Genomic DNA, 11401 nt, shown 5'->3' on the forward strand with positions numbered 1-11401 from the left:
ACATGACGTGGGAGATGGAGAAAATCGACCTGGACGCGTACCTGACCAGGATCGGCTACGACGGCCCGCTCGCCGCGACGGCCGCGACGCTGCGCGCCGTGCACCTGGCACACGTCCAGGCCATCCCCTTCGAGAACCTGGACGTGCTCCTCGGCCGCGGCGTGCGACTCGACCTCGGCAGCCTGCAGGACAAGATGGTGACGGGCGGGCGCGGCGGCTACTGCCACGAACAGAACCTGCTGTTCGCGGCCGCGCTCGAACGCCTCGGCTTCACCGTGACCCGCCACCTGGCCCGGATCCGGCTCGGCCGGTACCATCTGCCCCGCTCGCACGCCACGCTCACCGTGGCGGCGGACGGGCTGACGTGGCTCGCTGACGTCGGGTTCGGGGGTGAAGGGTTGGTGGAGCCGATGCCGTTCGAGGACGGCGCCACACTGGAATCGGGGCCGTGGCGGTGGCGGCTGGGCCGTGACGGCGACTTCTGGGTCCTGCACGCGGGGCCGCCTTCGGACGAAACGGAGCTGTACGCCCTGCGCCCCGACGAGCCGCACTATCCGAGCGACTTCGAGGTGGCCAACTTCTACGTCTCGGAGTATCCGCAGTCGCCGTTCCGGCACCATGTGCTCGTCCAGCGGACCACCGCCGGGGAGCGGATCCGCCTAGAGGATCTCCCGGTGAGGACCGCGGAGGAGCTGATGGCGACCCTGCGCGACCACCTCGGCATCGAGATCGGGGCGGCGGACGCAGAGGCCGTGCTGCCCAAGCTCGCCGACTGACCGCCCATGACCATGGGCGCAGGGGAGCCGGCCGTGTCCTGACCTCGCGGCAGCCCGGCTTCCTGCCGGCCCCGGCGAGAGCCGCCGAGACCGGCAGGACGAGCTCCGTTCAGCCCTGTACGTGGCCGACGGCGTCGAGGACGGCGGCGACCACGGCGTCGGGCTGGGACGCCGCGATCGCATGCGAGGCGCCGATGACCTCCTGGGTTCCTCGTGAGCCGGCGCGTTCGGCCATGAACCGCAGCGCCGCGGCCGGGATGTTGAGGTCGCGCTCGCCGTGGACGAACCAGGACGGTGTGGCGCGCCAGGCGGGCTCGTCCACCGTCAGCCCGTCGGTCAGGGCCTGCTCGGTCACCGGCCGCTGGGTGGCGGCCATCAGGGCGGCCTCGCCGGCGTCGAGGTCGGCGCAGAACTGGTAGTGGAACTTGTCCTCGGCGATGCGGAACTCGTTGCCGCCGGAGGCGACCGGGTAGGCCTCCAGCGCGGCGCCCAGGGTGCTGCCCTCGAACTTCCCGGACAGCAGGAGCGCGCTCTCGCCGGGTGCGGGGGCGAAGGCGGCGACGTAGACCAGGGCGCGGACGTTCGGGTCGCCGGCCGCGGCCTGGGTGATGACCATGCCGCCGTAGGAGTGGCCGACCAGGATGACCGGGCGGCCGATGCCGGTGATCAAGTCGCGCACGTAGGCGGCGTCGCCCTCGACGCTGCGCAGCGGGTTGGCCGCGGCGACGGCGGTGCGCCCGTGGCCGTGCAGGCGCTGGATGACGCGGTTCCAGCTCGCCGACTCGGCGAAGGCGCCGTGGACCAGGACGATGACGGGCTGCTCACTCATGAGTCGGCCTTTCCGGTGTTCAAGGCGGTCTTGAGGACCTCGATGGCCTGCGCGGTCGCGGCGCGCGCGGCGCGGGTGCCGCAGAGCGGGTTGAGCATCATGAAGTCGTGCAGGGTGCCGTTGTAGCGGACGCTGGTGGTCGGCACGCCGGCCGCGGTCAGCTTGCGGGCGTAGGCCTCGCCTTCGTCGCGCAGCACGTCGTTCTCGTCGACGATGACGAACGCTGGCGGCAGGCCGGCCAGGTCGTCGAGGGTGGCGCGCAGCGGTGAGGCGGTGATCTCGGCGCGCTGGGCGGGGTCGGTGGTGTAGGCGTCCCAGAACCAGGCCATCGCGTTGGCGGTCAGGTACGGGCCGTCGGCGAACTCGCGGTAGCTACCGGTGTCCTGGGCGGCGTCGGTGACCGGGTAGTACAGCGACTGGTGCACGAAGGTCACGTCGCCGCGCCGCTTGGCCAGGATGGTCAGGGCTGCGGTCATGTTGCCGCCGACCGAGTCCCCGGCCACCGCCAGCCGGGAGGCGTCCAGGCCCTCCTCGGCGCCGTCCCGGGTGATCCACTGGGCGGTGGCGTAGGCCTGCTCGATCGCGACCGGGTAGCGGACCTCGGGCGAGCGGTCGTACTCCACGAAGATCACCGCCGCTCCCGCGCCGACGGCAAGTTCGCTGACGAGGCGGTCGTGGGTGCCGGCGTTGCCCAGCACCCAGCCGCCGCCGTGCACGTACAGGACGGCAGGGAGCGTCCCGGCCGCTCCGGCGGGCTTGACGATCCGTACCCGCACGTCGCCGGCCTCGGCCGGGACAGTGATCCACTTCTCGTCCACGCCGGGCTTGGCGACCGGGGCGGCCTGCAGGTCGTCCAGCACCTTGCGGGCGCCGTCGACCCCGAGCTCGTACAGGAACGGAGGCTTGGAGGTCGCTTCGGCGAGCTCCTGCGCCGCCGACTCCAGGATGTGCTTGCTCATATGGTTCTTCCCTTTTTGTTCGTGAGACTGGGTCACCGGCTGCCCGGGTCGGGTGGACGGCGAGAGGCGACGGGCCTTGCCCGTGGTCGCCGTCGTGGTCCGGTGTTTCCTCGCCGACCTCTCGGTGACTTCCCTCGCAGAACGTTGGGAATCCGAGTGGCGCACCGGCAGAGCGCAAACACTGTCCTGCGGCGCGCGGAAGGGGCCGGGCGCGCCACATGATCGTGTGGCGCGCCGGGGCCTACGGGTGGACGGGGACGATCGCCACTGGGCAGGTGGCGTGGTGCAGCAGCGCGGTGACGGGCCCGCTTTCCGGCAGGCTGGTGGTTGATCGTTACTCGACGAGTTTGCCGACGGTTGAAACCTCGCGCATGAGCGCCGCGATCTCGCCCGGAATCGGCGGGATGGCCTCCCGCTCCACCGATCCCGGGCCGGACCACACGAGGTTGACCTGCAGTGCGGGGTCGAGCTCGGGGTAGTCGGAGCGGTTGTGGCAGCCGCGGGTCTCGCGACGTTCCAGCGCGGTCTCGATCGTCGCGCGGGCGGCGAGCGCCGCCGACTTCAGGTCGAAGGCGTGGGCCAGGTCCTGGAAGCCGGCGATGTCCGGATGCACGCCGACGTCGGCGATGCGCGCCTGCGCCGCGGCGAGTTCGGCGAGGCCTTTGCGCAGACCGCTCTCGTCGCGCACCACGCCGGCGTACTCGGTCATGATGTCGCGCAGGGCGCGCTGCAGTGAGCGCACGTTCTCGGGGCCGTCGGCGGCCAGGAGGTTGTCCACCTCCGCCCGTGCCGCGTCGAGCGCGTCGGCCGAGCGGCGCTGGGCGTCGAGGCCCGCGGAGTACTCGGCCGCCGCCTGCCCGACGATGCGGCCGAAGACCAGGAGTTCGATGAGGGAGTTGCCGCCGAGGCGGTTGGCGCCGTGCAGGCCGCTGGCCGCCTCCCCGATCGCGTACAGGCCGCCGACGCCCGTGCCGTGGTCCTCGGGCCGCACCCAGACCCCGCCCATCGAGTAGTGCGCGGTCGGCGCGATCTCGATCGGGTCCTTGGTGATGTCGAGCATCTGCAGCTCCAGAAGCGTCTGGTAGACGCGCGGCAACCGCGTCATGATCGTCTCGCGCGGCAGATGCGACACATCGAGCCAGACGCCGCCGCCCGGAGTCCCGCGGCCTTCCTTGATCTCCGTGTAGGCCGCCAGGGCGATGCGGTCGCGCGTGGACAACTCCATCCGCTCCGGGTCGTACCGGGACATGAACCGTTCGCCGAGCTGGTTGCGCAGGATTCCACCCTCGCCCCGTGCCGCTTCGGAGACGAGGGTGCCGGCGGCGTTCTCGGGTGCGATGAGACCGGAGGGGTGGAACTGCACCAGCTCGGGGTCGCGGATACGGCAGCCCGCCAGGACCGCCAGGCGGAAGGAGTCGCCGGTGTTCTCGTCCCTCCGGGAGGAGGTGCGCCGCCAGATCCGGGTGTGGCCGCCGGCGGCCAGGATCACCGCGTCGGCGTGGATGACGTAGCGGCTGCCATCGGTCAGGTCGAACCCGTACGCACCGAAGACCGCGTTGTCGCGGACGAGGATGCGCGTGATGTACACGGTGTCGAGGATGGGGACGTCGAGCTGCGCCGCGCGGTTGATCAGGGTGCGCTGGATCTCCAGTCCGGTGTAGTCCCCGGCGTAGGCGGTGCGCCGGTAGGCGTGGGCGCCGAAGAAGCGCTGCGAGATGCGCCCGTCCTGCTCGCGGGCGAACGGCATGCCCCAGCGCTGGAGGTCGTCGATGCCCCGCGCGGCTCCCTCGGTGACGATTCGCACGGTCTGCGGGTTGGCGAGGAGGTAGCTCTCCTTGAGGGTGTCCGCCGCGTGCTGCTGCCAGGTGTCCTCGGGGTCCATCGTGGCGAGCGCCGCGTTGATGCCGCCTGCCGCGAGCGAGGTGTGCGCGTCCGCCTTCGGCCGCTTGCCGACCGCGAGGACGTCGACACCGCGCTCGGCGAGCTCTATCGCGGCCCGAAGCCCGGCTCCTCCTGTGCCGATGACCAGGACGGACGTGGCAATCCGGTGCTCTGGCGAGTGCATGGTGCTCCTTTGGCCGCATGTGACGAAAGCCCCTCCAGAAGCAAGACCGGATAGCGGCGTGATTTGTGACGTCCATGCCGGCTCGTAGATCAGCAGGTCGCCGTCGACACGCAGAACAAGGACCCGGCCATCCCGAACAGCTCGTCACCGAGGTGCTGGAGTATGCGCCCCCGGGCCGGTGCCGGAGGTGGGGGCGGGCCCTGCACATCTCCCGGGCGAAGGTGTCCGGGCTGCTCAAGCGACCAGGCGAGATCGGCGTCGTACGCACCATGGCCGTCGACTCCCAAGGTGTTCACCTGGCGCTCGAGCAGTTCGCGGCCGATGGTCTCGGAGAAGACTCTCTGACTCGCGTTCAGACCAGACAGGTTCGGCGGCCCGCGGAACGCCGTCGTGCCGACTGTGATGGCCGGCCGTCGGCGCACAGGATCCGCCGCCGTCCTGCGCCGCTGAGTAGAGTTGCCCGGTGCGACGCATATCGGTGGTGGGGAACTCCGGCTCGGGCAAGTCCTCCCTGGCGGCCGCGCTGGCGGCGCGGCTGGGCGTGCCATGGTTGGAGCTCGACTCGATCTTCCACATGCCGGGGTGGGCGCCGCGACCCGTCGGCGAATTCCGCGCGGAGGTCGACCGGTTCACCGTCGGCGAGGGGTGGGTGGTGGACGGCTGGTGTGTCGCGCGCCGACACCGTGGTCTGGCTGGACCTGCCGCGCCACCTGGTGATGCGTCAACTCCTGTCCAGGACGCTGCGCCGCATGGCCACCGGCGCCGAAGTGGAACGGAAACAAGGAGTCGTTCCGTTTCCTGCTGGACAAAGACGAGTCGATCATCCGCTTCGCCTGGACGAAGCACGCGGCCTACCGCGACCGCTATCGGCGGGCCGCCGCCGACCCCGCCAACGCCCACCTGACCTTCGTCCGCCTCACCTCCCGCGCCGCCGTCACCAGCCTGACCCGCTCGCTCATCTGGCGCCCCGCGCCAACCGATCAGGTTTCCGTGCGGCGACCTGCCCGTAGAAGACCTTGTGCCCTTCTCCCCACACTCGGCGCCGGAACGCGGTTGTCTGGCTCTAGTCGCCGACGGCTTGACGTTGCCGCCAAGCGCGGTTCTTGGCCCGGTTTCCGCATTCGGCCATGTCGCACCAGCGGCGGGACCGATTGCGTGAACTGTCCAGGTAGGCCCATCGGCAGTCGGGCGCGGCGCAGGACTTGACTCGGGACCACTCGCCGCTGGCGGCTGCGGTGAGGTAGCAGCCCGCGGCGTCTGCGAGCGCACGCTCGGCCAGGCCCGCGGCGGAATACGCCCCGAGCCGGGGCGGCGTCTCTGGTCCGCCGAACTCGACGATCAGGGGCACCGACCGCAGCACGGCCGCAGCCCGATCCGCGATCTCCTCGTCGCACTGCTGCCCGTTGTTGGCGGCGGCGAGCTGCCGCAATCCTTCGCGCAGGTCGCGCAGCCGGGCCACCGTCCCTGCGTCGACGGCCTCTTGCCGCCTGCCGTCCGTCCACTCCTGCAGCCAGGCGACCGCCCGCTGGTCGGCGAGCACGTCGTCACCATCGACACAGTGCCGGGTGTTGATCAGATCCACGAGCCGCTCGACCACAGTCATGGAGACCACTATATCAACTTGACTGGTTAGTAAGCGCGTGAAACACTAACCAGTGTAAGCCATTTACTGGTCTCGAATCAGAGGTGTGGCTCATGGGCTGGGTATTCCTTGCGGTCGCGATCGCCGGCGACCTCGCTGGAACCGCGGCGCTGGAGCGGGGCACTCACGGCCGGTACGCTCGCCACCTCGTGCTGGCCGCAGCGGCTTATCTGGTGGCGTTCTTCGCGTTCTCGCGTGCGCTGCTGACCGTGCCGACGAGCATCGCCGACTCGGTCTACTTCGCCGGCGCAACGGCGCTGGTCACTGTCTACAGCACGCTGTGGCTCGGGGAGCGGCTCACCACCCGCAAAGTCACGGCGCTGGTCCTGATCGGCGCCGGCGTCGTTGTCCTGCGGCTGCAGAACACGTAGCGAGGGAGGCTCCATGAACACGTCGGCCCTCGACCGCCCCATCGCGAGACCGCGGGCCTTGGTGAGCTGGGCCGCACTGTACGGCGCGATCGCCCTCGATGTCGTGCAGGTCTTCGCTCTCGTTCACTCCGACGGCTTCACCCGGCCGCTCCTCATCGTCGCCGCCCTCGTCACGTTCATCGTCGAACTGCTCCTGCTCGCGGTCGCGCTGCGACGACTCTCGAGCAGCGTCGCCTACGGCCTCTTCGGACTCAGCACCGCCAGTGTCGCCGGCATCAGCATCGGCTGGCTCGGCGAGCCGCTCACCCCCGTCAAAGCCATCGCACTGCTCGCCGTCGTCACCGGCGCTGTCCTGCTCAACACCGAGTCGACAACGCGCAAGGCGACGCGGAAGGCAACGCGGAAGGCGACGCGGAAGGCGACGCGGGAGGCGACGCGGGAGGCGACGCGGGAGGCGACGCGCCAGCCGGCGCCGCTGCGGCAGCCGAGCGGTCGCCTTACCGGGTCAGGCGGCCTCTATCTTGGTGGGGCGCGACAGGACGGCGTCCAGATCAGCTTGCTGTTCCGGGGTGAAGGCGCGCCTGGGGAGGAAGGCGGCGGGCTGCTTGTTCACGAAGAGCAGCCAGAACTCCGGGCCGGTCACCACGTCGCTGAAGAAGGACCACCGGAGTGTGGTGGTGACCTGCTCCGTGTGGCATTCGTAGCCGTCGCCGGTGATGTGCAGCGTGGTCGGCACGCAGAGGTAGGTGAGCTGGCGTTTGGCCATCCGCCGGACCGACCAGGTCATGACGAAGGGGGCCACGGCCGCTCCGGCCAGCAGGCCTATGCCCAAGGAGAGGTCTCCCACCAGGACGCAGACGACGCCTGATATCGCCAAGACCGCCGGGAGTAACCGGTGGACGAGCTTGAGCTGGCGTTTCAGGCCCTGCTCGAAGGCCCGCACCACTTCGTCCAGAGCCGGTTCGTACTGAACGGTGAAGTCCACCCTGCCGCCTTGTCCGTCGAATGGTGGCGACAATCCTGCCCGGAGATGGGGGAAGCGCCAAGCGGTGGGTGATTTGAGGGGTCGCGTCGGGGGAGATTAGCGTTCATCGCAACGCTGATCTCTCGTCTGTTGTAAGTGGGGTAGTCATGTCCGTGACTCGAAGCGGCCGGCGCGCTCTGGCGGTGCTCTTAACCGTGGTCCTGGGGGTGACTCTGGCGTCGTCCCAGGCCGTCGCCAAGCCCAGACCGCCGAACATCATCTTCTTCCTCGTCGACGACATGTCGGCGGACCTGCTCCCGTACATGGACACCGTCAGCGGCCTGGCGCGCGGCGGCACCACGTTCACCGACTACTACGTGTCCAACTCGCTCTGCTGCCCGTCCCGGGCCTCCATGTTCACCGGACAGTTCCCACACAACACCGGCGTGGCCACGAACAAGGGCTCCGACGGCGGCGGTTACCAGGCGTTCGAGAAACACGAGGGCAGGACGTACGCCGTCGCGCTGGATCAGGCCGGCTATCGGACGGGGTACCTGGGCAAGTACATCAACGAATATCCGGTCGGTACCGACTACAAGGTGCCCGTCGGGTGGGACGAGTGGCATGTGGCGGCGGGGGGCGGATACAGCGAGTTCAAGTATGAGCTCACCCGCTATATCAAGGAGGAGACGGCCGGGGAGAAGCCGGTCGATCCCTCCGGTGGCAAGTATCTGGTGGACGAGCTCGGGCGGCGGGCGGTCGACTTCATCGAGCGGAGCAGGAAGCACGCTCCCGGCGAGCCGTTCTTTCTCCAGGTCTCGCCGTTCGCGCCGCATTCCAGGGTCGGCGTCAAGCCGGGGGAGAAGGAGCCGCGCTTCCCGCCCGCGCGGCGGGATTGGCCCAAGACCGAGTGGCCCGCCGGGGAGTTCCCGAACGGTGACTGCGGTGGTCCCGACTGCCTCGGCATCGACGTGAGGACGACGGCCGCCTTCAACGAGGACACCGCCGACAAGCCGGCCTGGGTGCGGCGGGAGCCGATCGCGCCCAAGGTGGTCAACGAGCTTCGCGAGGACTTCCGGGATCGGATCCGCATGGTGCAGTCGGTCGATGACATGGTGGAGCGGGTTCTGGGCACGCTGACGGACGCGGAGCAGCGCGACACGTATGTGGTGTTCACCAGCGATAACGGGTTCCACCTCGGGCAGCACAGGCTCGTGCGGGGCAAGTCCACCGCCTATGATCACGACGCACGGGTGCCGCTGCTGGTCAAGCGGCCGGCGGCGGGGCGGCACGGCGATCTCGTCACCGACGCCATCGCGCAGAACGTGGATCTCTTCGCGACCTTCCTCGACATGGCCGGAGTGCGGCGCGACAACCGTGACGGGCGGAGCCTGCTGCCGCTCATCCAGGGGCACAAGGTCAAGGACTGGCGCCAGGCGGCGTTGATCGAGCACGTCAAGCCGGATCCCGCCGCGCCCGGTGAGCCGGATCCGGACGCGGACGACCTCCCGGCGGGGAACTCGCAGCCGCCTACCTACGCGGCCGTGCGCACGGCCGGCGACTTGTACGTGGAGTACGAGGGCGACCCGCGGCCGGAGTACTACGACACCGTCGCCGATCCGCATCAGGAGACCAACGACCCGGCCAACGCCAGGACGGGTGAGCTCCGCAAGGTGCTGGACAGGTTGCGGAACTGCGGGCGGCCGGGGACGGCCGACTGCTGGACCGCCTCGCTCGCACAACGCGGCTGAGGGCGGCCCCGGCACGCGGCCGGCCCCTCGGCGGCACCTAGCTGGACGCGCCGCCCGGCTGACCAAGACCGGACCGGGCGCGCCGCCCGGAGCGGCCGGTCGCCGGGGGAGCGGCCGGCGTGGCCGGCGGCAGGCCGAGCCGGGCGACCACCGCCGCCACCAGCTCGTCCGGCGACAGCGCCACTTCCAGCACCATCCCGGACTCCTCCGGGTCGAGGTGCTCCAGGATCGCCCGCTGCGAGTCGAGCAGGCCGGCCGACATGTAGTGGTCGGTGCGGCGGGTCATCCGGTCCCGGATCAGCTCCGCAGACCCGTGGAGGTGGACGAACTCCACGTCCGGCGGGCCCTGGCGTAGCACGTCCCGGTAGGAGCGCTTGAGCGCCGAGCAGGCCAGCACTGTGGAGACACCCTCGACGTGCCGGGCGGCCATCCAGGAGGCCAGGTCACGCAGCCACGGCCAGCGGTCCGCGTCGTCCAGCGGGATGCCGGCGCGCATCCGCGCCACATTCGCCTCTGGGTGGAACTCGTCCGCCTCGGCGAACCGCAGCCCGGTCAGCTCGCTGATCCCGCGGGCCACGGTCGTCTTGCCCGCGCCCGACACGCCCATGACGACGATGTGCCGGGTGGGCCGGCGCTCACCAGTCATGGACGGTGCCGTCCTTGAGCCGGTTGAAGGGCAGGTATGCCGGTTGGTACGGGAAGCGCGCCGCGGCCTCCTCGTCGAGCTCCACGCCGAGTCCCGGCAGCCCACCGGGGTGCAGGTAGCCGTCGGCGAAGCTGAACGACTGCTGGAACACTTCGTTGGTCGCAGGGCCGTGCTGCATGTACTCCTGGATGCCGAAGTTGTGGATCGCCAGGTCCAGGTGCAGGGCGGCGGCCATGCCGACCGGCGAGATGTCGGTCGGGCCGTGGATGCCGGACTTGATCTGGTACTGGGCGGCGTAGTCCAGGAGCTTCCGCATGGCGGTGATCCCCCCGGTGTGGGTGACGGCGGACCGGACGTAGTCGATGAGCTGTTCGCGGATCAGGGTCTGGTAGTCCCACACGGTGTTGAAGACCTCACCGATGGCCAGCGGGGTGGTGGTGTGCCGGCGGACCAGGCGCAGCGCCTCCTGGTTCTCCGCCGGCGTGCAGTCCTCCAGCCAGAACAGGTCGTACGGCTCGAGGGCCTTGCCGAGCTTGGCGGCCTGGATGGGGGTCATGCGATGATGCCCGTCGTGCAGCAGCGGCAGCTCGGGGCCGAACTCGTTGCGCACCGCCTCGAAGACGCCGGGCAGGTGGCGCAGGTAGGCGCGGGTGTCCCAGTCCTCTTCGGCGGGCAGCGCGGTGCGCTGGGCCGGCTCGTAGTCGTACCGCTTGCCGTCGATGCTGGGCTGGGCGGCCACGCCGTACACGGCGTTGATGCCCGGCACGGAGGTCTGCACCCGGATCGACCGGTAACCCATCTCCAGGTGCCGGCGGATCGAGTCGAACAACTCGGGCAGGTCCCGGCCCGAGGCGTGCCCGTACGCCATGATCCCGTTCCGGGAGGCTCCGCCGAGCAGCTGGTAGAGCGGCATTCCGGCGGCCTTGGCCTTGATGTCCCACAGCGCCACGTCCACGGCCGCGATGGCGGCCATGGTGACGGGCCCGCGCCGCCAGTACGCCGAGCGGTAGAGGAACTGCCAGGTGTCTTCGATGCGATGCGGGTCCCGCCCGATCAGCAAGGGGACAACGTGGTCGGCCAGGTACGACGCGACCGACAGCTCCCGCCCGTTGAGGGTGCCGTCGCCCAGCCCGGTGATCCCCTCATCCGTTGTGATCTTGAGGGTGACGAAGTTGCGGTCGGGGCTGGTGACGACGACGTCCGCTGCGATGATCTTCACGTGGGTGCCTTTCTCACGGGTGGTGCGAGCGAAGGATGCCGCCGGGCCGCGGACCGTGGGAGTGGCACGAGCCGCTCTTCGAGCGGGCGCGCTCGCACGGGCTCATCGCTTTCTCCTCGCCCTTCGACCCGACGGCCGTCGAGCTGCTGGAGAAGCTCGACGTGCCGGCCTACAAGATC

12 protein-coding genes and 1 pseudogene are annotated in these 11401 nt (G+C 70.1%); 6 read left to right on the forward strand and 7 right to left on the reverse strand.

Going from position 1 to position 11401, the window contains the following annotated elements; genetic code table 11:
• Nucleotides 1-2 precede the first annotated feature (2 nt).
• Nucleotides 3-776, forward strand: a complete 774-nt coding sequence (locus ETD86_RS19625; protein ID WP_138667606.1) for an arylamine N-acetyltransferase family protein — start codon at nucleotides 3-5, stop codon at nucleotides 774-776.
• Between the two features lie 109 nt (nucleotides 777-885).
• On the opposite strand, the gene ETD86_RS19630 is transcribed toward ETD86_RS19625, so the two are convergent.
• The 4 genes from ETD86_RS19630 to ETD86_RS57065 form a co-directional block, all read right to left on the reverse strand.
• Complete coding sequence (locus tag ETD86_RS19630; protein WP_138667607.1) at nucleotides 886-1605, reverse strand: alpha/beta fold hydrolase; 720 nt, start codon at nucleotides 1603-1605, stop codon at nucleotides 886-888.
• Nucleotides 1602-2564, reverse strand: a complete 963-nt coding sequence (locus ETD86_RS19635) for an alpha/beta hydrolase (protein WP_138667608.1) — start codon at nucleotides 2562-2564, stop codon at nucleotides 1602-1604. The genes ETD86_RS19630 and ETD86_RS19635 overlap by 4 nt, the downstream gene beginning before the upstream one ends.
• Nucleotides 2565-2898: 334 nt before the next feature.
• Nucleotides 2899-4629, reverse strand: coding sequence for an L-aspartate oxidase (locus ETD86_RS19640; protein WP_138667609.1), 1731 nt, complete (start codon nucleotides 4627-4629; stop codon nucleotides 2899-2901).
• Between the two features lie 1063 nt (nucleotides 4630-5692).
• Nucleotides 5693-6232 (reverse strand): CGNR zinc finger domain-containing protein, encoded by a 540-nt coding sequence (locus ETD86_RS57065; protein ID WP_211370165.1) that lies wholly within the window; start codon nucleotides 6230-6232, stop codon nucleotides 5693-5695.
• A gap of 92 nt (nucleotides 6233-6324) precedes the next feature.
• Between ETD86_RS57065 and ETD86_RS19650 the strand changes: the two genes are divergently transcribed.
• Together ETD86_RS19650 and ETD86_RS60120 are read left to right on the forward strand one after the other, a co-directional pair.
• Nucleotides 6325-6642, forward strand: a complete 318-nt coding sequence (locus ETD86_RS19650) for an SMR family transporter (RefSeq protein WP_138667610.1) — start codon at nucleotides 6325-6327, stop codon at nucleotides 6640-6642.
• A gap of 13 nt (nucleotides 6643-6655) precedes the next feature.
• Nucleotides 6656-6961, forward strand: a pseudogene (locus ETD86_RS60120) (SMR family transporter); the annotation flags it as partial.
• A 186-nt stretch (nucleotides 6962-7147) separates the two neighbouring features.
• Here ETD86_RS60120 and ETD86_RS60125 read toward each other — a convergent pair.
• A complete protein-coding gene (locus ETD86_RS60125) occupies nucleotides 7148-7429 on the reverse strand; it encodes a YcxB family protein (RefSeq protein ID WP_425465646.1) in 282 nt (93 codons plus the stop codon).
• Between the two features lie 108 nt (nucleotides 7430-7537).
• Here ETD86_RS60125 and ETD86_RS55255 point away from each other — a divergent pair, with 108 nt between their 5' ends.
• Both ETD86_RS55255 and ETD86_RS19660 read left to right on the forward strand, forming a co-directional pair.
• The gene (locus tag ETD86_RS55255) at nucleotides 7538-7699 is read left to right on the forward strand and encodes a hypothetical protein (RefSeq protein WP_170223163.1); all 162 of its coding nucleotides are present in this window, start codon (nucleotides 7538-7540) and stop codon (nucleotides 7697-7699) included.
• Between the two features lie 74 nt (nucleotides 7700-7773).
• A complete protein-coding gene (locus ETD86_RS19660; RefSeq protein WP_138667612.1) occupies nucleotides 7774-9357 on the forward strand; it encodes a sulfatase family protein in 1584 nt (527 codons plus the stop codon).
• A gap of 37 nt (nucleotides 9358-9394) precedes the next feature.
• Here the strand turns inward: ETD86_RS19660 and ETD86_RS19665 are convergent, their stop codons facing one another.
• Both ETD86_RS19665 and manD read right to left on the reverse strand, forming a co-directional pair.
• Nucleotides 9395-10003 (reverse strand): gluconokinase, encoded by a 609-nt coding sequence (locus ETD86_RS19665; RefSeq protein ID WP_138667613.1) that lies wholly within the window; start codon nucleotides 10001-10003, stop codon nucleotides 9395-9397.
• Nucleotides 9993-11222, reverse strand: a complete 1230-nt coding sequence (gene manD, locus ETD86_RS19670; RefSeq protein ID WP_138667614.1) for a D-mannonate dehydratase ManD — start codon at nucleotides 11220-11222, stop codon at nucleotides 9993-9995. The genes ETD86_RS19665 and manD overlap by 11 nt, the downstream gene beginning before the upstream one ends.
• A gap of 35 nt (nucleotides 11223-11257) precedes the next feature.
• On the opposite strand from manD, the gene ETD86_RS19675 reads away from it, so the two are divergent.
• On the forward strand, nucleotides 11258-11401 hold a 144-nt coding region (locus ETD86_RS19675), incomplete at its 3' end, for an N-acetylneuraminate synthase family protein (RefSeq protein WP_246148015.1).

Source organism: Nonomuraea turkmeniaca (assembly GCF_005889735.1).
In the GTDB taxonomy this organism is placed as follows: Bacteria; Actinomycetota; Actinomycetes; order Streptosporangiales; family Streptosporangiaceae; genus Nonomuraea; species Nonomuraea turkmeniaca.

Excerpts from the sequence above, each read along its gene's own strand:
- ETD86_RS19625 (WP_138667606.1), top strand. The coding sequence starts at position 3 with ATGACGTGGGAGATGGAGAAAATCGACCTGGACGCGTACCTGACCAGG.
- ETD86_RS19630 (WP_138667607.1), bottom strand. The coding sequence starts at position 1,605 with ATGAGTGAGCAGCCCGTCATCGTCCTGGTCCACGGCGCCTTCGCCGAG.
- ETD86_RS19635 (WP_138667608.1), bottom strand. The coding sequence starts at position 2,564 with ATGAGCAAGCACATCCTGGAGTCGGCGGCGCAGGAGCTCGCCGAAGCG.
- ETD86_RS19640 (WP_138667609.1), bottom strand. The coding sequence starts at position 4,629 with ATGCACTCGCCAGAGCACCGGATTGCCACGTCCGTCCTGGTCATCGGC.
- ETD86_RS57065 (WP_211370165.1), bottom strand. The coding sequence starts at position 6,232 with ATGACTGTGGTCGAGCGGCTCGTGGATCTGATCAACACCCGGCACTGT.
- ETD86_RS19650 (WP_138667610.1), top strand. The coding sequence starts at position 6,325 with ATGGGCTGGGTATTCCTTGCGGTCGCGATCGCCGGCGACCTCGCTGGA.
- ETD86_RS60125 (WP_425465646.1), bottom strand. The coding sequence starts at position 7,429 with ATGACCTGGTCGGTCCGGCGGATGGCCAAACGCCAGCTCACCTACCTC.
- ETD86_RS19660 (WP_138667612.1), top strand. The coding sequence starts at position 7,774 with ATGTCCGTGACTCGAAGCGGCCGGCGCGCTCTGGCGGTGCTCTTAACC.
- ETD86_RS19665 (WP_138667613.1), bottom strand. The coding sequence starts at position 10,003 with ATGACTGGTGAGCGCCGGCCCACCCGGCACATCGTCGTCATGGGCGTG.